We start from the raw sequence: 20,144 nt of genomic DNA on the forward strand, positions 1-20,144 counted from the left end.
GACGGGACCGATGACCACACTGACGATCATCCTGTGCGGGGCGGTGACCTTCGCGGTCCGCTACGCGCTGTTCGGGCCGATCGGGCCGGAGCACCTGCCCGCGCGGATCCGCAGCACCCTGCCGTACGTCATGCCCGCGGTGCTGATGGCGATCATCGTGCCCTCGGTGCTGCTGCCCGGTGACGGCGGCGGCGACCTGCGGACCCTCGCGCCGTACGTGGGCGGGGCCGTGTGCGGCTTCGCGATGGGTGCCGTCAAGCGGGACGCCTTCTTCCTCGTGTTCCTGGTCGCCATGGCCGGATACGTGCTCACCAAGTTCGCGCTCTGAGCGCCGCCCGCCCCTGCCCAGGAAAGAGGTTGGATTGATGTTGCCCCGACACAGCCGTGGCGCGGAGGCCGCGCGGGGTGTCCTGTCGGTCGTCCCGGTCGTGCTCGGCGCGGTGCCGTTCGGGCTGCTGTTCGGCGCGCTCGCCCAGGAGCGCGGCCTCGGGCTCGGCAAGGCCATGCTGATGAGCCTGCTGATCAACGCGGGCTCCGCCCAGATCGTCAGCCTCGGCATGATCACCGCCGGGGCGGCCTGGCCGCTGACCGTGGTGACCGTGCTGCTCATCAACCTGCGGCACGTCTTCTACTCGGCCGCGCTGGCGCCGTACGTCCGGCCGATGGGCTTCTGGTGGCGGTTCGGGATCGCCTGGGGGATGACCGACGCCGTGTACGCGCTGGCCGCCAAGCGCTTCGGCGAGCCGGCGCCCGAGGAGGACAACCGGCGCTGGTACGTCCTGAGCGGTTCGGCCGTGATCTACGCCGCCTGGGCGCTCAGCACGCTCTGCGGCTGGGTCTTCGGGGCCAGCCTGTCGGGGCTGGGCGAGTGGGGGCTCGACTTCGCCGTCTACGCCACCTACATCGGACTGGTCGTCTCCACCTTCACCTCGCGGCGCGCCCTGGCCGTCGGCCTGGTCGCCGGCGTGGGGGCCCTGCTGCTGCACCACCTGCCCTACCAGAGCGGCCTGTTCGTGGGCACGCTGGCGGGCACCGCGCTGGCCGCGTTCCTGGAGAGCCGCGAACGCGTGGCCGCCACGCCCGTGCCGGCGGAGGGGGAGGCCGCCGCGGCGGTCCCGGAGCGGCGCGCCGCGCCCGACCCGGCCGAGGCCCCGGCCGACACCGCCTCCTAGGCAGGCCCACGCCTCCCAGGCAGGCCCACGGCGGCCGGGCCCACCCCGGCCGCCGTCCACACGCACACACCGGACCCGCCGGTCCGCCCAGGGGGCGGCCGCCGGCCGATCGGTCCGTCCACGATCCGACTCACACGCACCGGGGGTGGCCTCGCCATGTCTCAAACCGCTAGCGGAACCTCGACGATCAGCACGCTCCAGCTCCAGCAAGCCCTCAACGCCCATCCGGCGCAGGCGCAGTTCTGGGACACCCGCAAGCCCTACTGGGCCGAGCCCACGGTGGTCACCCGCGACCACGTCCGCCAGCAGGAGCCCGCCGCCCGGGTCAGCGCGGCGCTGGCCGCGGGGACCGCGCCGGCCGTCCGCCGGATCTCCAACGGCGACTCCTTCCTGACCACCGTCGTCGGCGCGACGGCGCTCGCCCTGCTGGCGGCGCGCGCCGCCGACCTGGCCGCGGTCACCCTCTTCGTCCCCGCGCCGCGCGGCACCGACCGGGCCGTCCCGGTCACCGTCGAGCTCACCGGGCAGGAGTCCGGCCGCGAGCTGCTGACCGCCGTCCGGGCCGCCTGCCTGGAGGTCTCGGCCCACCTGGACGTGCCGGTCCGCGCCCTGCTCGACCGGCTCGGCGTCCGGCCCGGCGACCTGATGCTCTCCGTGGACGGCGCGCTGAGCGCCGAGGACGCCCGGGCCGCCGGGTGCCCCCTCCTGTTCGACCTGCACCTCGCGGGCGACGACACCAGGATCGAACTGGAGTACGACGCCGGCCTGTTCACCGCCGCCACCGCCGAGCGGCTGACGACCACCCTCGCCCGGCTGCTGGACACCCTGGTCGCGGACCCGGCGGCGGCCCTCGCCCCGCTGCTCGGCCCCGACGACCAGGAGGCGGCCCTGCTCACCGGCGCCTTCAACGACACGGCGGCGCCCTTCCCGCAGGAGCGCCTGCTGCACGGCTTCCTGGAGGAGCGGGCCGCAGCCGAGCCGGACCGGGTCGCCGTCGTCGACGACGGCACCACCTACGGCGAGCTGAACGCCGCCGCGAACCGGCTGGCCCGCACCCTGCGCGAGGCCGGCGTCACCCCCGGCGAGCCGGTCGCCGTCTGCGTGCCCCGCTCCGCCGACCTGCTGGTGGCCATCTACGGCGTGCTCAAGGCCGGCGGCGCCTACCTGCCGATCGACCCGACCCTGCCGCGAAACCGGATCGAGTACCTGCTCGACCACAGCCGCGCCCGCCTGGTGGTGGCCACCGCCGGCACCGCCGGCACCGCCGCCGTCGCCGACGGCCACCGGGTGCTGCTGCTCGACGACCCGGCCGTCGCCGCCCAGCCCGCCGGCGACCTGGCGCCGGTCACCGGCCCCGACGACCTCGCGTACGTCATCTACACCTCCGGCTCCACCGGCCGCCCCAAGGGCGTGATGATCGAGCACCGGGCCATCGTCAACCGGCTCTGGTGGATGCAGAGCGCCTACCCGCTCGGCGCCGACGACGTGATCCTGCACAAGACGCCGTTCACCTTCGACGTGTCCGTCTGGGAGATCTTCTGGTGGTCGATCGCCGGCGCCGCCGTCGCCACCCTGCCGAACGGTGACGAGCGCGACCCGGAGCGGATCATCGCCCGGATCGAGCAGAGCCGCGCCACCACGCTGCACTTCGTGCCGTCGATGCTGCACGCCTTCCTCGGCTTCGTCGAGGCCACCGGCGAGCGCGAGCGGCTCGGCTCGATCCGCCGGGTCTTCGCCAGCGGCGAGGCCCTCGCCGTCGACCAGGTGCGGCTGTTCGGGGAGCTCCTCGGCGACGCCCGCGAGCTGGTCAACCTGTACGGCCCGACCGAGGCCGCCGTCGACGTCACCCACCAGCCGTGCACCGCGGTGGACGTCACCCGGTCGGTGCCGATCGGCCGGCCCATCAGCAACATCCGGCTCAGCGTGCGGACCCGCTCCGGCGCGCTCGCCCCGATCGGCACCCCGGGCGAGCTCTGCATCGCCGGCACCGGCCTGGCCCGCGGCTACCTGCACGCGCCGGAGCTGACCGCGGAGCGCTTCGTCACCGGCGAGGACGGCGAACGCCGCTACCGCACCGGCGACCTGGCGCGCTGGCTGCCGGACGGCACCGTCGAGTACCTGGGCCGACTGGACACCCAGGTCAAGATCCGCGGCTACCGGATCGAGCTCGGCGAGATCGAGCACGTCGCGCAGCAGGTCGCCGGCGTGCGCCAGTGCGCCGTCGTGGCCCGGCCCGGCGAGTCCGGCGACAGCATGCTGGTCGCCTACCTGGTCGCCGGCGAGGGCTACCGGGAGACCGCCCTGCGCGCGGCCCTGGAGGGCGAACTGCCCTCCTACATGGTCCCGCAGCACTACGTCGAGGTCCCCGCCATCCCGACCAACCACAACGGCAAGCGCGACGTGTCGGGCCTGCCGCTGCCGCTCCAGGAGGCCCCGGCGGCCACCGCCGCCCACCGGGCCCCGAGCGGCCCCGTCGAGGAGCAGCTGGCCGCGATCTGGGCCGCGGTGCTCGGCGTCGAGCCGATCGGCGCGGACGACAACTTCTTCTCGCTCGGCGGCGACTCGATCAAGTTCATCACCGTGCTGGCCCGCGCCCGCGCCGCCGGCCTCGACTTCAGCTTCCAGGAGCTGTTCGGCCACCCGACCATCGCCGGGCTCGCCGGGTACCTCGCCGAACGCGAGCAGGGCCCGGCCGCACCGGCGGCCGAGGTCTCCACCGAGCCGTTCGCCCTGATCGGCGAGGAGGACCGGGCGCAGCTGCCGACCGGCCTCGTCGACGCCTACCCGATGTCCCAGCTGCAGATCGGCCTCATCTACGAGGCCCTGCGCGGCGGCACCGAGGGCATGTACCACGACATCCTCAGCTACCGCATCCACGGCACCGTCGACCCGGAACTGTTCGAGCGGGCGGTCGACTCGGTCGTGCGCCGGCACGCCCTGCTGCGCACCTCCTTCCACCTCAAGGGCTTCAGCGAGCCGCTCCAGCTGGTGCACGGGAGCGCGCCCTCCCCGCTGCGGGTGTTCGACCTGCGCGGCCGGTCGCCGCAGGAGCAGGAGGAGGACCTGCGCCAGTTCGCCGAGCTGGAGCTGCGCGGCGGCTTCCGGTACGGCAGCACCGACCTCGTCCGGGTCTACCTGCACCTGCTCGCCGACGACGAGTACCAGTACTCGCTGAGCTACCACGACGCGGCCCTGGACGGCTGGAGCGTCAACACGATCCACCGCGACGTGTTCTCCGCCTACTTCTCCGTCCTGGACGGCGAGGAACCGCACGGCGGCGCCGGGCTCGCCATGTCCCACCGGCAGTACGTGGAGCTGGAGCGCGCCGCCGTCGCCTCCGCCTCGCAGCGCGCCTTCTGGCTCGACGTCATGGACGGCGCGGAGAGCACCCGGGTCGTCCCCGACACCGATCCCGACCCGGAGTTCGCCGGCGTCGGCATCCACGACGTGCTCTTCCCCGCCGGCCTGTCGGCGGGCATCCTCGCGACCGCCCGCAAGCTCCAGGTGCCGGTCAAGGCCGTCCTGCTGGCCGCCCACGTCGCCGTGCTCGGCTTCGTCGCCGACACCACGGACGTCGTCACCGGCTACGAGCACTCCGGCCGCCCGGAGGTCGAGGGCGGCCAGGACATCGCCGGGCTCTTCCTCAACTCCCTGCCGTTCCGGGTCCGCGACCTGGGCCGCAGCTGGGAGGACACGGTCCGCGCGGTGTACGCCGCGGAGGCGCAGCTGCTGCCGCACCGGCGCTTCCCGATGGCGGAGATCAAGCGGGCCGTCGGCAGCCGGGACACCCTGTTCGAGACGGTCTTCAACTTCACCCACTTCCACGTGCTGAAGAGCCTGGCCGAGCGGGACGGCTTCGAGCTGGTCCGTTCGATCGTCAACGTGCAGAGCGAGTTCCCGCTGCGGGCCGAGTTCTCGCAGGACGCCGTCAGCGACGAGGTGATGCTCAGCCTGCACTTCCACCGCAACGTCTACTCCGAGGCGCAGACCGAGCGGGTCGGCGGCTACTACCTGCGGGCCCTGCAGGCGCTGGCCGAGGACCCGTCGGCCGACCGGTCCGCGGGCACGCTGATCGGCGAGCGGGAGCGGGCCGCGCTCCAGGCGATGTCCGCCGGCCCCGCGCACCCGCTGCCGGAGGGCACCTTCCTGGACCTCCTCGCCGAGCAGGTGCGCCGCACGCCGGAGGCCGTCGCGCTGGTCCACGGCGACGAGCGGCTCTCCTACGCGGCCCTCGACCGGGCCTCCGACCGCTACGCGGCGCAGCTGCTGGCGGCCGGCGTCACCCCCGGCGACGTGGTCACCACCGTGCTGCCGCGCGGCGTCCGCTGGGCGCTCACCATGCTCGCCCTGCTGAAGATCGGCGCCGTCTACCTGCCGCAGGACCGGGCCTTCCCGGTGGACCGGATCGCCTCCGTGCTGCGCCGCAGCGACTGCCGCCACCTGGTGGCCGAGGCGGCGGACGCGGAGCCGGTCGGCGGCGCGCTGCGCGAGCGGGTCCCCGGACTGTCCGTCCTGGTCCTCGACGACCCGGGCGCGGCCGACGCCGCGCAGGTCGAGCCGCCCGCGCGCCCCGCGCCGGCGGACACCGCGTACATCATCTTCACCTCCGGGTCCACCGGCGAGCCGAAGGGCGCCACCGTGCGCCACTCCGGGATGCTCAACCACCTGCTGTCCAAGGTCGTCGACCTGAAGCTGACCGAGGCCGACGCCGTCGCCCAGATCAGCACCCAGTGCTTCGACATCTCGGTCTGGCAGCTGCTGGTGGCCTGGCTGGCCGGCGGACGGACCGTCATCTACGACCACGACACCGTGGTGGACCTGCCGGCGTTCCTCACCGCGCTGGTCGACGACGGCATCACCATCCTGGAGACGGTGCCCTCCTACACCGACGCGCTGCTCACCGAGGTCGAGCAGCGGCCGCGCCCGCTGCCCGAGCTGCGCTACAACATCATCAACGGCGAGGCGCTGCCGCCGGCGCTGACCCGGCGCTGGTTCGCGACCTACGACATCCCGGCGGTCAACGCCTACGGGCCCACCGAGTGCTCCGACGACGTCACGCACTTCTTCATGACGGAGGGCCAGGACGTCAGCCGGGTGTCGATCGGCCGCCCGATCATCAACACCAGCCTCCACGTGGTCGGTTCCGACGGGCGGCCGCGCCCGATCGGCAGCTACGGCGAGATCTGCGTGACCGGCGCAGGCGTGGGCCTCGGCTACATCAACGACGCCGAGCGGACCGCGGCCGCCTTCGCGCCGAACACCCTCGACGACCGCTCCGAACTGCTCTACCGCACCGGCGACATCGGCCGCTGGCTGCCCGACGGCCTGCTCGACTGCGCCGGCCGCCGGGACGGCCAGGTCAAGATCCGCGGCTACCGGATCGAGCTGTCCGAGGTGGACGGTGCGCTGGACCGGCTGCCCGGCGTGGAGACCGCGGTGACGCTGGCGCGCGACGTGGCCGGCGAGAAGCGGCTGGTGACCTTCTACACCGGCGCCGCCGAGCCGGACCGCACCGAGTTCAAGCGCCGGCTCGCCGAGCTGATCCCGGACTACATGCACCCGGAGATCCTGGTCCGGCTGGAGGCCTTCCCGCTCAACTCCAACGGCAAGATCGACCGCAAGGTGCTGGCGGCCCGGCCGATCGGCCTGGACGCCGACACCCACCGGGAGCCGCCGGCCACCGCGGACGAGGAGTTCGTCCGTGACCTGTTCGCCTCGGTGCTCGGGGTGCCGCCGGTCGAGGTCGGCGTCACCGACAACTTCTTCGAGATCGGCGGCCACTCGATCGCCGCGATGAAGGTCGCGGCGACCTCGCAGGGCCGGATCGCCCTGCGCGACCTGCTGGTGCGGCCCACGGCCCGGCTGATCGCCGCGGCCTTCGGCGAGCGCGACGGCGCCCGCCGCGACCTGCTGGTCGACCTCACCGCCTCCTCCGGCGCACGGCTGGAGACGGCCGAGGCCGTCCTGGTCTGCATCCCCTTCGCGGGCGGCGGCGCGGTCAGCTACGTCCCGCTGGCCCGGCAGCTCGCCGACGCCGGCGCGACCGTCCGGGTCCTGGGGGCCGAGCTCCCGGGCCGCACCCTGGCCGACGACCGCCCGATGGTCGCGGTGGACGTGCTCGCCGAGCAGCTCGCCGACGAGGTGGTGCGGGAGGCCGGCGACCGTCCGGTGCTGGTGCTCGGCCACTGCGCCGGCTCCTCGCTGGGCCTGCACCTGGTCCGCACGCTCGAGCGGCGGGGCCGGGACGTGCGCCGCCTGCTGATCGTGGCCAAGCTGCTCCGGTCGGTGGACCCGGCCGACCACGCCGCCAACGAGGTGGTGCACATGAACGAGCAGCAGATCATGGACTGGATGGCCGACAACACCGGCCTGGAGGAGGTCCACGCGCTGTCCGCGGCCGAACGTGCCGACCTGGCACGGGCGTTCCGCTACGACACGGTCGAGGCCACGCACGGCTTCCACCTCGCGCTCGGCGACACCGGGCGGGCCGCCCTGCAGTGCCCGGCCACCGTGGTGTTCGCCGAGGACGACCTGCTGATGGCGGACCACGCGACGGCCCTGGCCAACTGGGAGCTGTTCGTCCCGGCGAGCCGCACGGTCGTCAGCCCCGACGGCGGGCACTACCTCAACACCACCCGGCCGGAGCTGCTGGCCGGGGTCGTCCTCGACGACCTCGGCTCCCCCTCGCACTCCGGCTGATCCCCGCGGTGGGGGGCCCCCGCCCCCCCCGGGCCCCCCCCCCCCCCCCCCCCCCCCCCCCCCCCCCGGCGGGGCCCCCCCCGCCCCCGGGCCCCCCCCCCCCCCGCCCCTCCCCGCCCCCGGCACCCCCGACCCACCGGAGCCAGCATGAGTGCCCCCCACGAACCCGAGCCCGGCCCGGCCGCCGCCCGACTGACCGGCAGAATCCGGAGCACGCCCAGCGCACTCCTCCACGAGGAGGTCCTGGAACCGCAGTTCACCTACGAGGCGGAGCACCTGCTGCCCTGGTACGCGGCGGTGGAGAAGGTCCTCGCGCTGGAGTACCGCCGCATGGGCCTGGTCTCGCCCGCCGAGGCCGCCGAGATCGGCCGCGTCCTTCACGGGCTGACCCGCGACGGGATCGCGGCCGACCCGGCCGGCAACATGTCGGACCTCGCCTTCGCCCTCGAACAGCACGTCGAGCGCGGCCTCGGCCACCCCGTCACCGCCTGGCACGTCGACCGCAGCCGCAACGACCTCCAGGCCACCGCCCAGCTGCTGTTCGGCCGCGGGCTGCTCCTCGACGCCGCCGCCGCCCTGCTGGACTTCGGCCTGGCCGTCCACCGGTTGGCCGAGCGCGGCACCGACCTGCCGATGGTCGGCCAGACCCACCTCCAGGCCGCCCAGACCATGACCCCGGGGTTCTACTTCGCGGCCGTCTCCGAGCAGGTCCAGCACACCCTGCGGAGGCTGCTGGCGACCTACGACGGGATCAACCTCAGCCCGCTCGGCTCCGGCGCCATGACCGGTCAGGAACTGGACTGGGACCGTGCCCTGATGGCCGAGCTGCTCGGATTCGCGGCCCCCGGCCGGCACGCGCTGGCCGGGGTGGCCTCCCGCGCCTGGGTGCTGGAACTGGCCGCCGAGGTCTCCCTGTTCGGCTCCGCGCTGAGCCGCTTCACCAGTGACCTGATGGACTGGGGCAGCGGCCCGTACGGTTTCATCGAGCTGCCCGACGAGCTGTCCGGCATCTCCTCGGCGATGCCGCAGAAGAAGAACTACCCGATCCTGGAACGCATCCGGGGCAAGTCGGCGCACCTGAGCGCCTACTACTTCGACATGCTGCTGGCCCAGCGGGCCACCCCGTTCAGCAACATGGTCGAGGTGTCGAAGGAGGCGGGCGCCAACCTGCGGCCGATGTTCGCGACCCTCGGCACCACGCTGCGGCTGTTCACCGTCGTGGTCGAGCGGATGGGCTTCGCCGAGGAGCGGATGCGCGAGGCGGCCGAGCGGGAGTTCCTCGGCGGCCTCACCCTCGCCAACGAGCTCACCCTGCGGGAGTCGGTGCCGTGGCGCCGGGCCCAGGTCATCGCCGGCCGGTACGTGCTGGCCGCGCACGCCGCCGGACTGCGCCCCCGGCAGACCTCCCCGGACCTGCTGAGCGCGGCGGCCGGCGAACAGGGCGTCACCCTGCGGGCTCCGGCGGAGCTGCTGGCCGCGGCCTTCGACGGTGCCGGCGAGCTGTACCGCAAGACCACCGCCGGGTCGGCGAACCCCGAATCCGTCCGGGCCCTGCTCGCCGAGCAGCACACCGAGTACGAGCGGCTCGCCGGGGCCTGGACCGGGCACCGCGCGCGGGTCGACGCGGGGCTGGCCCGCATCGACGAGCTGCTGGGCCTCTCCGCTCCGGGGAGCCCCGCGTGACCCGTGCCGACGCGGCCGCCGGTACCGCGACGGCGGCCGTCCTGCACGGCACGGGCAGCGCCCCGGGCACCTTCGGCGAACTGCTCCAGGGCGTCACGGCCGAGGAGCGGCTCGACTTCCTGGTGACCCTGCCGATCGACGCCGGGGCGACCGCGACCTTCACCGCCGAACCCGGTGCCGGCACCGTCACCGTGCACCCGCCGCACAAGCACCGCGCCGCGCGGCTGGTGCGGCTGATGCTGGACGCGTACGGGTTCGCCGGCGGCGGGCGGCTGCGGCTGAGCGGCGGACTCCCCGAGGGCCGGGGCCTGGCCAGTTCCTCCGCCGACCTGGTCGCCACCGCCCGCGCGGTGGGGGAGGCCCTCGGGGTGCCGGTCGGCCCCGCCGTGATCGAGGACTTCCTGCGCCGGATCGAACCGACCGACGGAGTGATGTACGACGGGGTGGTCTCCTTCTACCACCGGCAGGTGCGGCTGCGGGAGCTCCTCGGACCGCTCTCCCCGATGGTGATCGTCGGGGTCGAGGAGGGCGGCGCGATCGACACCCTCGGGTTCAACCGGCGGCCCAAGCCCTTCACCCGCGCCCACCGGCTGGAGTACGACGAGCTGCTGGAACGCGTCTCGGAGGCCGTCCGCACCGACGACCTGCCCACCGTCGGACGGGTCGCCACCCGCAGTGCGCTGCTGAACGAGCACCTCCAGCCCAAGCGGCTGCTGCACCGGATGATCGGCCTCTCCGAGGAGTTCGACGCCCTCGGGGTGGCCGTCGCGCACAGCGGCACCGCCCTCGGGGTGCTGGTCGCCGAGTCCGACCCCGAGTGCGCGCGCAAGGTCGCCGAACTGCGGACGCGGGCGGCCGCGCTGGCCGGCCACACCACGCTCTACCGCTCCTGGCGCGGTCCGGGCCGCTGAGGCCCCGCGGCCGCCGTGCGGCCCCACCGGCCACCCCGCTGCGGCGGCCCCCTCGCCGCCCACCTCTCTCCGCCCACCCCTCTCCGAACCGGATGTGATCATGCGTTACGAGAGCGTCGTCGACGCCATCGGACACACCCCGCTGGTCAGACTCGCCTTGGACCCGGCCGCCCCGGTCGAGGTCTACGGGAAGCTGGAGCTGCAGAACCTCTACGGGATGAAGGACCGGGTCGCCCGGCAGGCCGTCCTGGAGGCCCGCCGCACCGGCGCGCTGGCCGAGGGGGCGCCCATCATCGAGAGCTCCTCCGGCACGATGGCCCTCGGCCTCGCCCTGGTCGGCGCGCACCTGGGCCACCCCGTGCACATCGTCACCGACCCGCGGATCGACCCGATCACCCTCGCCAAGCTCCGCGGCCTGGGGTGCCGGGTGCACGTCGTGGAGGCGATGAGCGGCGCGGGCTGGCAGAGCGCCCGGCTGGAACGGCTCGCCGAGCTGATCCGCGACCTCCCGGGCGCCTTCTGGCCGCGCCAGTACAGCAACCCGGACAATCCCGCCGCCTACCGCGCGCTCGCCGACGAACTGCTGGCCGACCTCGGCCACATCGACGTCCTGGTGGCCGCCGTCGGCAGCGGGGGATCGCTGTCCGGGACGGCCCGGATGCTCCGCCGCGCGCTCCCGGACCTGCGGGTCGTCGGCGTGGACTGCGTGGGCAGCGTGCTCTTCGACCAGCCGGACCGCCCGACCCGGCTCCAGGGCGGGCTGGGCAACAGCCTCGTCCCGGCGAACCTGGACCGCACCCTGATCGACGAGGTGCACTGGCTCAACGACCGCGAGGCCTTCCAGTCGACCCGTGAACTCGCCCTGGAACAGGGGCTGTTCGCCGGGAACACGGCCGGCTCGGTGTACCGGGTGCTCAAGGACGTCGCCCGCCGCGCCGCCCCGGGCGCCCGGATCGTCGGCATCTTCCCCGACCGCGGGGACCGCTACGCGGACAACGTCTACGACGACGGGTACTGGGAGCGGCACGCACTCGGCGCGATGCCCGCCGCGGACACCCCGGCCGAGGTCGCCGCCGGCGCCGAGGTCGCCACCTGGTCCTACGCCGCGCAGCACGGCGCGGTCCGGCCCCCGCGCCGGCTGCTCTTCGTCGAGGCGAACACCTCGGGCACCGGCGTGCTCGCCCTCGACCTGACCCGCCGGCTCGGCCTGGAACCCGTCCTGCTGACGGACACCCCGGAGCGCTACGCCGGGGCCGAGGAGAGCGGCTGCGAGATCGTGGTGTGCGACACCTCGACCGAGCGCGCCCTGCGCGAGGTGATCGGCGAGCGGTTCGCCCGCCAGGAGCTCGCGGGGATCACCACCACCAGCGACTTCTACGTCCCCGTGGTCGCCCGGCTGGCCGACTGGCTGGGGCTGCCGGGCAACCCCGTCCAGGCGATGGCCGACACCCGGAACAAGGCCCGGGTGCGCGAGCTGCTGGACGCCGCCGGCGTGGACCAGCCGCGGTTCGCGGCCGTCCGGACGGTGGCGCAGGCCGACGCGGCGGTGGAGCGGGTCGGGCTGCCCTGCGTGGTCAAGCCGGCCGACGACTCCGGCTCCAACGACGTCCTGCTCTGCCACACCCGGGAGCAGGTCCTGGCCCACGTCGAGCACGTGCTCTCCGTGGAGCTGAACGTGCGGGGCCTGCCCACCGCGCGCACCGCCCTGCTGGAGGAGTTCGTCGAGGGGCCCGAGTACAGCGTCGAGATGTTCGGCGAGGGCGGCCGGCAGGTCTGCGTCGGCATCACCGCCAAGACCGTCTCGGACGGGCCGTACTTCGTCGAGCGCCGGCACCTCTTCCCGGCCCCGCTCGCCGACGCGGACGCGGCGGCGCTGCGCGGGACGGTCGGCACCGCGCTGACCGCGCTGGGCGTCGAACTCGGTGCCACCCACACGGAGGTGCGGCTCTCCGCCCGCGGTCCGCTGATCGTCGAGGTCAACGCCCGGCTGGCCGGCGGCATGATCCCCGAACTGATCCGGCTCGCCACCGGCGTCGACCTGCTGGAGCAGCAGCTGCGCGCCGCCTGCGGCCGGCCCGTCGAACTCGCCGGCGAGCGGGAGGGCTTCGCCGGCATCCGGTTCCTGGCCGCGGACCGCGAGGGCGTCCTCACCGGGATCGGCGGCGTCGCGGAGGGCGAGCGCGTCCCCGGCGTCCGCCGGATCGTGCTCACCGCCGCCCCCGGGCGGGCCGTCCGCCCGCCGCGCAACGCCTACGACCGGCTGGGCTACGTGATCGCCGAGGGCGCCACCCCGGAGGCCGTCGTGAAGAGCCTGGACGAGGCCGAGCGGGCCCTGACCGTCGAACTCGGCCCCGCATGACCGCGCCGACGGACCCCGACCACCACCGCCCGAGAGAAAGGAGGAGCGCCATGCCGCCGCAGTCCCCGTCCCCCCGCACCGTCTCGGCCTCCATGGAGCAGATCCGCCAGGACTACGCGGAGCGGTTCCCCGGCTGGACCCAGCAGCTCATCACGCTGTTCTCCGGCAAGGCCGCGGCCGGGCAGCGGCCGCCGTGGTGGGTCACCCCGCCGATCGTCAACTGGTTCCTGACGCTCCTCCAGCTGGCCCTCGCCGTCCTCGGCAGCGCGTACGCGGTGCGGCTGCTCGGCTGGGCCTCCCTCGCCGTGCTGCCGCTCACCTGGCTGACGACCGTCAACGCCGTGCGCAAGCTCCAGATCACCTGGAGCCACCACGCGGTGCACAAGGAGGTCTCGGGCAACCGGCACGTGGACAAGGTGGTCCAGGTGGTCTCCAGCGCCGTCGCGCTGACCTCCAACTACGAGGACATCTTCGAGGACCACGTCCGCAAGCACCACAGCCGCAAGGTCTTCACCACGCTCACCGACCCCGACGCCGGCTACCTCGTCTACCTGGGTTTCCGCCCCGGCACCCCGGTCGAGGAGATGCGCGCGCGGCTGCGCTGGATGCCGCTGTCGCCCCGGCTCCACCTGCCCTCGCTGCTCTACCGCGTCCGGACGAACTTCGTCACCGCCACCTGGACCAGGCGGATCGCCTCGACGGTCTGGGTCGCCCTGCTGGTCGCCCTCGGCGTCCTGATGGACGGGGCCGAGTTCACCGCCGCGTTCGTCATCCCGTGGTTCGTGCTGTTCCACTGGTCGGCGCTGTTCCAGACCATCTCCGAGCACCCCTACCTGGCCTTCGACGGGCCGCCCGCCAGCCGCGCCGACTACGTGGCCCGCACCTGGGGCCGGTTCTGCCTGGAGCCGCTGCCCGAACGCGACGCGCCCGCCCTGCGGCGGCTCGGCCAGTGGGGGCGCTGGCTGCTCCGCACGGCCCTCGTCCAGACCCCGGCCCGCTTCGGCGTCCTCGCCTCCGACCTGCCGGCGCACGACCTGCACCACGTCGTCCCCGCCGACCACGCCTGGCACCTGGCCTTCTGGCACCGGCAGACGCACATCGACGACGCCCACGAGAGCCGGATGGAGAAGCGCGAGCTGACCCTCGCCGGAGCGATCCGGCACGTGCTGCACGGCATCAGCGAGTCCCCGCTGGCCCCCGCCGAACCGCCCGCCCGAGCCGCCTGATGAGCCTGCGACAGCTCATCGCCCTGATGCCCCGCACCGACCAGCCGGAGGACCACCCCATGCACGACGCCCACGCACGGCCCGAGCCCGCCCCCGCGGGGCGGCTGCTGGTGCTCGAACCGATGTCCTCCGGGCTGACCCTGCTCGCCACCGCCCGCGAACTCGGCCTCGCCACCCTGGTGTTCTCGCACGACGCCGGTGACCGGGTGGTCCCCGAGGCGGCCCGCCAGGACGTCGACCTGCTCGTCGCCGTGGACACCAACGACCCCGAGGCGCTCGCCGAGGCCGCCGCCCGGGAGCACGCGCGGTCGCCGCTGAGCGGCGTCATCTCCGGCTCGGAGTTCTACACCGACGCGGCCGCCCGGATCGCCCACCTGCTCGGCCTGCCCGGCCTTCCGCTGGACACCGCGGAGGCCGTCCGGGACAAGACCAGGATGCGGGCGATCCTGGAGAAGGCCGGACTGCGCATCCCGCGCTACGCGCCGGTGTCCGACGCCGCCGAACTCGCGGGCGCGGCCGCCGCGGTGGGCTACCCCTGCGTCCTCAAGCCGGCCGCCGGATCCGGCAGCATCCAGGTCAGCCGGGTCGACGACGACGAGCAGCTGCGCGCCGCCTACCGGGCGATCGCCGAGGACGCCCAGTACGTCTTCGACCAGCCGGAGGACGGCCGGGCCATGCTGGAGGAGTACCTCGACGGGCCGGAGTACTCGGTCGAGGGGTACGTCCACCGCGGCGAGGTCACCGTCGTCTCGGTGACCCGTAAACTGCTCGGCGCCGAGCCGTACTTCGTCGAACTCGGCCACGTCGTCCAGGCGGACCTCGCGACCGCCGCCCGGGCCGCGGTCGTCGCCTACACGGCGGACGCCGTCACCGCCCTCGGCATCAACCTGGGCCTCTTCCACGCCGAGGTGCGGATCACCGCGGACGGGCCCGTCCTGATCGAGGTCGGCGCCCGGCTCGCCGGCGACCGGATCGCCGAACTCATCCACCTCGCCACCGGCGTGTCGATGCGGCACATCGTCGTCGCCGCGCACGCCGGCCTCGACCGGGAGCCGGCCGACGCCACCGGGCAGCCCGTCGCGCGCTACGCCGGGGTGCACTTCCTCACCGAGCCCGGCCTGGAGGTCTTCCACCGGGCCGACGGCCTGGAGGAGGTGGAACGGCACCCCCGGGTGGTCGAACTGCGGACGTACTACCAGCCCGGTACCCCCGTCCCCCCGGCCCGCGACCTCCGCTGCCGGCTGGGCCACGTGATCTTCACGGCGGACTCGCCGGAGGAGGAGGCCGAGCTGCGGTCCTGGATCGCGGCGACCGTCCGCTCCACCTGACGGACCGACGGACCGGCGCATCGACGGACGGGCCGCCCGCGTGGGCGGCCCGTCCGGGCAACGACAAGGAGGAGCAATGGAACTGGTACTGCACGAGGTGGACCTGCCGCTGCGGCATCCGTTCGGCACCGTGCACGCCACCGTCGCCGTGCAGCAGAGCCTGATCGTCGAACTGCGGGACGGCGAGCACCGCGGCTTCGGGGAGGCCGCCGGCTTCACCTTCTTCGGGTTGTCGCTGGCCGAGGTGCGGGAGCCGCTGGAGCGGGCCCGGCGGGTGATCGAGGCGGACCGGATCGACGATCCGGCGGACTTCTGGGACCGGATGTCGAAGCTGCTCGGCAACAGCTTCTCGCTCTGCGCCCTGGACCAGGCCGCCCACGACCTGTGGGGCAAGCGCCTCGGCGAGCCGGTCTGGCGCCTCTGGGGACTGACCGCGGACCGGCTCCCGACCAGTGACTACTCGATAGGCATCGACACCGTCGAGCGCATGATCGCCAAGATGGAGGAGTTCTCCGGCTGGCCGATCTACAAGATCAAGCTCGGGACGCCCGACGACATCGAGGTGGTCCGAGCCCTGCGCCGCCACTCCGACGCGGTCTTCCGGGTCGACGCCAACACCGGCTGGACGGCCGACCAGGCCATCCGGAACGCGGCACAACTCGGCCCTCTGGGAGTGGAGTTCATCGAACAGCCGCTCCCGGTCGGCCGGTGGGAGGACCAGCGCCGGGTCCACCGGGAGTCCGAACTCCCGGTGATCGCGGACGAGAGCTGCCTCACCGAGGACGACGTCGAGCGCTGCGCCGGGGCCTTCCACGGGGTGAACATCAAGCTGACCAAGTGCGGCGGACTGACGCCCGCCCGCCGGATGATCGCGAAGGCGCGCGAGTGCGGCCTCACGGTCATGGCCGGCTGCATGGTCGAATCGACCGTCGGCATCTCCGCCATCGCCCAACTGCTGCCCCTGCTCGACCACGTCGACCTGGACGGCGCGCTCCTGCTGGACCGTGACGTCGCCCGGGGCGTCCGGGTGGAGCTCGGGCGCCCCGTCCTTCCGCGGGAGAACGGCACCGGCGTCACCTGGCTCGGCGACGGGACGCCGCGTTGACCCGAACCGCCGGGGGCGCCCCCGCCGCCGGGGCCGCCGCCGGCCGCCCGGGCCGCTGGGGCCTGCCGTCGATCGCCGGGCACGGCCGGCTGCTCGCCGCCGCGGCCGCGGACAGCACGGGGAACGGGCTGTTCCTGGCCTTCGAGGTGCTCTACTTCCTGGACCGGACCGGCCTCCCCCTGGGCCGGGTGGGCCTGGCGCTGACCCTGACGCACGTCCTCGCCCTCCCGGTGCCGGCCCTGGTCGGCACGCTGGTGGACACCTTCGACCCGCGCCGCGTGGCGGTGCTCGGGAACTGCGTCTCGGCGCTCGGCTTCGCCGGGTGCCTGGCCGCGCACTCGTTCTGGCAGGTCGTCGCGGCCGGCCTCGTCGTCCAGACCGGCATCAACACCTACTGGACCTGCAGCGGTTCGCTCGTCGCACTGGCGGCCGGACCGGGCGAGCGCACCCGCTGGTTCGGCCTGGTCCGGGCGCTGCGCAACGCGGGGATCGGCCTGGGCGGAGCCGTGTCGGCCTTCGCCGTCGGGCTCGGCGGGGTCGGCTCCGTACGGTGGCTGGTGGTGGCGAACATCGCCAGCTTCCTGGCCTCGGCGGCCCTCATCGCCACCTGGCGGCCCCCGCGGGGCGAGCGGCCGGCCGAGCCGGTCACCGACCCGGTCAGCGAGCCGGTCTGCGAGCCGGCCGCGACGGGCGGCTACCTGACGGTCCTCCGGGACGGGCGCTTCCTGCGCCTGGTGGCGGTCAACCTGGTCTTCGTGCTCGCCGCGCTGGTCCTGAACGTGCTCCTCGCCGTCTTCCTCGTCGAGGCGCTGCACCAGTCCGCCTGGACGGCGGGTCTGCTGCTGACCTGCAACACCGTCGGCATCACCGTGCTGCAGACCGCCGTGACGGGATGGGCCGAGCGCTTCGCGCGGACCCGGGTGATCGGCTGCGCCGCGCTGCTGTACGCCCTGGCGTTCGGCGTCTGCGGCGCCCTGGTCGCCGCGCCCGAAGGGGCGGTGCTGCCCGGCCTCCTGCTGGCCGTCCTGGTCTACACGCTGGCGGAGATGCTGCAGTCCCCGCTCATGGCGGACGCCGCCGTGGCCGTGGCGCCGGAGCGGCTCCGCGGGCGGTACCTGGCCCTGATCCAGTCGTCCTGGAGCCTCGGCGGAGCCACGGCTCCCGTCCTGTTCTCCACCCTGATGGCCCGCGGGCCGGTGTGGCCCTGGGTGTGCCTGGTGGCCCTCAACCTGCTGGTGCCGGCGGCCCTGATCGGTCTCGACCCGCGCGTCCCCCCGCTCCCCGCCCGAACCCCGAAGGAAGGCCGACCATGAAGAGGCTGCTGCTGATCGAAGGCAACGGAGTGGCGGGTGAGGACCTCATCGACGCCGCCCGGGAACACGGTGCGGAGGTCCACGTCGCGACGCACGAGGACCTCTACGAGAAGTACCGGCCCGAGCTGGTGGCGAAGATCGCGGGCGTGGTGCTGACGGACTTCTCGGCGCCGGACGCGGCCGTCGCCCAGCTGGCCGGCTACTGCGCCGACAACGGCGTCTCGGGCGTCATCTGCGGCTGGGAGTTCCTCTCGCCGGTCGCGACCAGGGTGGCGGCCGAAGCCGGGCTGCCCGGCAACGACCCGGCACTCGCCGACGCCTGCCGCAACAAGCGCCTGATGAGCCTCGCCTTCGAGGCGGGCGGCGTGCCCGCACCCCGCACCCTGGTGGTCGACTCGCTCGACACCGTGCTCGACCGCATCGCCGACCTGGGGCTCGCCTTCCCGCTGGTGGTGAAGCCCGCGGAGAACGCCGGATCGGTGGGCGTCACCGTCGTCGCGGCCGCCGACGGCCTCGCCGAGGCCTTCCGGCTGGCCCGGAGCCAGCCGTACGAGATCCCGCACCGCATCGCCCTCGAAACCACCGTGGTCATCCAGGAGTACGTCGAGGGGCGGGAGTTCAGCGTCGAGACGATCGTCTTCGAAGGGCGGTTCCACCACCTCGCCGTCACCGAGAAGTTCACCACCACCGGTGCCACCCGCGCCGAGACCGGACACACCACACCGGCCGACCTCGACGAGACCTCCCGCGGCGCCCTCGTCGGCGCCGCCGAACGGGCGCTCGTCGCGCTCGGATTCCGCAACGGCGTCGCCCACGCGGAACTCAAGCTCCTGCCCGGCGGCGGAGCCAAGGTCATCGAGGTCGGGGCCCGGCCGCCGGGCGACCACATCCTCAAGCTGGTCCGCCACGCCACCGGCGTCAGCGAGGCCCGCGCCTACGTCCAGGTCGCGCTGGGCGAGGAGCCCACCGTCGTCGGCGAGCGCTCCGGGGCCGCGGCGATCCGCTTCCTGGCCCCCGACCGCGCCGGCACCGTCACGCGGATCGGCGAGGTGCCGGACTCTCCCGCGGTGATCGGCAGCACCTGGTTCGTCGCCCCGGGCGACGAGGTCGAGAGCGCGCTGGACAACGCGACCCGGCTCGGCTTCGTGATGCTGGCCGCGTCCAGCGCCGCCGAGGTCAACGCGATCGCCGACGAGGTCGTCGGCGCCCTCCGGGTGGACATCGCATGACCGGCCGGTGAGCCGCGCCCCCGGGCCGGATCCCGTCCGCCCCACCCCTACCCCCCGATTTCCCCGCATCCCCAAGGAGCAACCCATGTCCTCAGCACCGCAGTTCTCCGTCATCGGCGGCGACGTCGTCAACGAGGTCCTCGACGACCCGCAGGCGATCGTCGACCTGGTGCGCCGTGCCTACGTCGCCCACGGCGAGCAGCAGAGCGTCAACCCGCCGAGCTACTTCCTGCGCTTCCCCGACCGGCCCGACTCCCGGATCATCGCCCTCCCGGCCTCGCTCGGCGGCGACTTCGGCGTCGACGGCATCAAGTGGATCTCCAGCTTCCCCGGCAACATCACCACCGGCCTGCCGCGCGCCTCCGCCGTGCTCATCCTCAACGACCACGAGACCGGCTACCCGTTCGCCTGCCTGGAGAGCTCCATCATCTCCGCGACCCGCACCGCCGCCTCGGCCGCGCTGGCCGCCGCGGAGCTGCACGCCGGACGCACCCGCCCCCGCACCGTGACCTTCTTCGGCACCGGCCTGATCGCCCGGTACATCGAGAAGTACCTGAACGGCACCGGGTTCGAGTTCGACCGGATCAGCATCTTCGACACCGACGAGCGCTACGCCGAGGGCTTCCGGTCCTACCTGGCCGGCCAGGGCCGTACCGCGGAGATCGTCGTCGTCCCGACCGCCGAGGAGGCGATCCGCAGCTCCGACCTGGTCGTCTTCGCCACCACGGCCGGCACCCCGCACGTCCAGGAGCTCTCCTGGTTCGCGCACAACCCCACAGTGCTGCACATCTCGCTGCGCGACCTGTCGCCCGAGATCATCCTCGGCTCCACCAACATCGTGGACGACGTCGAGCACTGCCTGAAGGCCGACACCTCCCCGCACCTGGCCGAACAGCGCACCGGCAACCGCGAGTTCATCGACGGCACGCTGTACGACGTGCTGACCGGCAAGGTCCGGCCGGGCACCGACCGGCCACTGGTGTTCTCCCCGTTCGGCCTCGGCGTCCTCGACCTCGCGGTCGGCAGCACCGTGTACCGCGAGGCCCGGCAGCGCGGCCTCGTCGCCCCGGTCGAGAACTTCTTCCACGACCTCGCCCGCCACGCCTGACCGATCGGAGA

At 73.9% G+C, this 20,144-nt stretch carries 12 protein-coding genes; all 12 read left to right on the plus strand.

Annotation, left to right across the window (positions count from 1 at the left end; translation table 11 throughout):
- The first annotated feature begins 10 nt into the window (after positions 1 to 10).
- The gene (locus AB0N04_RS12460) at positions 11 to 328 is read left to right on the plus strand and encodes an AzlD domain-containing protein (RefSeq protein WP_360210228.1); all 318 of its coding nucleotides are present in this window, start codon (positions 11 to 13) and stop codon (positions 326 to 328) included.
- Between the two features lie 37 nt (positions 329 to 365).
- Positions 366 to 1,172, plus strand: a complete 807-nt coding sequence (locus AB0N04_RS12465) for an AzlC family ABC transporter permease (protein WP_363364152.1) — start codon at positions 366 to 368, stop codon at positions 1,170 to 1,172.
- Positions 1,173 to 1,328: 156 nt separating this feature from the next.
- Positions 1,329 to 7,871, plus strand: a complete 6,543-nt coding sequence (locus tag AB0N04_RS12470; RefSeq protein WP_360210232.1) for an amino acid adenylation domain-containing protein — start codon at positions 1,329 to 1,331, stop codon at positions 7,869 to 7,871.
- 147 nt (positions 7,872 to 8,018) lie between these two features.
- The gene (locus AB0N04_RS12475; protein WP_360210234.1) at positions 8,019 to 9,554 is read left to right on the plus strand and encodes a lyase family protein; all 1,536 of its coding nucleotides are present in this window, start codon (positions 8,019 to 8,021) and stop codon (positions 9,552 to 9,554) included.
- Positions 9,551 to 10,465: a kinase gene (locus AB0N04_RS12480; RefSeq protein WP_360210236.1), complete on the plus strand. Its 915-nt coding sequence runs from the start codon at positions 9,551 to 9,553 to the stop codon at positions 10,463 to 10,465. The genes AB0N04_RS12475 and AB0N04_RS12480 overlap by 4 nt, the downstream gene beginning before the upstream one ends.
- Before the next feature lie 100 nt (positions 10,466 to 10,565).
- Positions 10,566 to 12,824 (plus strand): pyridoxal-phosphate dependent enzyme, encoded by a 2,259-nt coding sequence (locus AB0N04_RS12485; protein WP_360210238.1) that lies wholly within the window; start codon positions 10,566 to 10,568, stop codon positions 12,822 to 12,824.
- 50 nt (positions 12,825 to 12,874) lie between these two features.
- Positions 12,875 to 14,050, plus strand: coding sequence for a hypothetical protein (locus tag AB0N04_RS12490; RefSeq protein ID WP_360210240.1), 1,176 nt, complete (start codon positions 12,875 to 12,877; stop codon positions 14,048 to 14,050).
- On the plus strand, positions 14,050 to 15,378 hold the full coding sequence (locus tag AB0N04_RS12495; RefSeq protein ID WP_360210242.1) for an ATP-grasp domain-containing protein: 1,329 nt from the start codon (positions 14,050 to 14,052) through the stop codon (positions 15,376 to 15,378). Before AB0N04_RS12490 ends, AB0N04_RS12495 begins: the two co-directional genes overlap by 1 nt.
- 76 nt (positions 15,379 to 15,454) lie before the next feature.
- Positions 15,455 to 16,483: a dipeptide epimerase gene (locus AB0N04_RS12500; protein ID WP_360210244.1), complete on the plus strand. Its 1,029-nt coding sequence runs from the start codon at positions 15,455 to 15,457 to the stop codon at positions 16,481 to 16,483.
- Positions 16,480 to 17,796 carry an MFS transporter gene (locus AB0N04_RS12505; protein WP_360210246.1) on the plus strand — a complete coding sequence of 439 codons (1,317 nt, stop codon included), beginning with the start codon at positions 16,480 to 16,482 and terminating at the stop codon, positions 17,794 to 17,796. Before AB0N04_RS12500 ends, AB0N04_RS12505 begins: the two co-directional genes overlap by 4 nt.
- Positions 17,793 to 19,025: an ATP-grasp domain-containing protein gene (locus AB0N04_RS12510; protein ID WP_360210248.1), complete on the plus strand. Its 1,233-nt coding sequence runs from the start codon at positions 17,793 to 17,795 to the stop codon at positions 19,023 to 19,025. Before AB0N04_RS12505 ends, AB0N04_RS12510 begins: the two co-directional genes overlap by 4 nt.
- Positions 19,026 to 19,110: 85 nt before the next feature.
- Positions 19,111 to 20,133, plus strand: coding sequence for a 2,3-diaminopropionate biosynthesis protein SbnB (gene sbnB / locus AB0N04_RS12515; protein WP_360210250.1), 1,023 nt, complete (start codon positions 19,111 to 19,113; stop codon positions 20,131 to 20,133).
- The last annotated feature ends 11 nt before the right edge of the window (positions 20,134 to 20,144 follow it).

Source organism: Kitasatospora sp. NPDC051702 (genome assembly GCF_040681575.1).
Lineage (GTDB): Bacteria > Actinomycetota > Actinomycetes > Streptomycetales > Streptomycetaceae > Kitasatospora.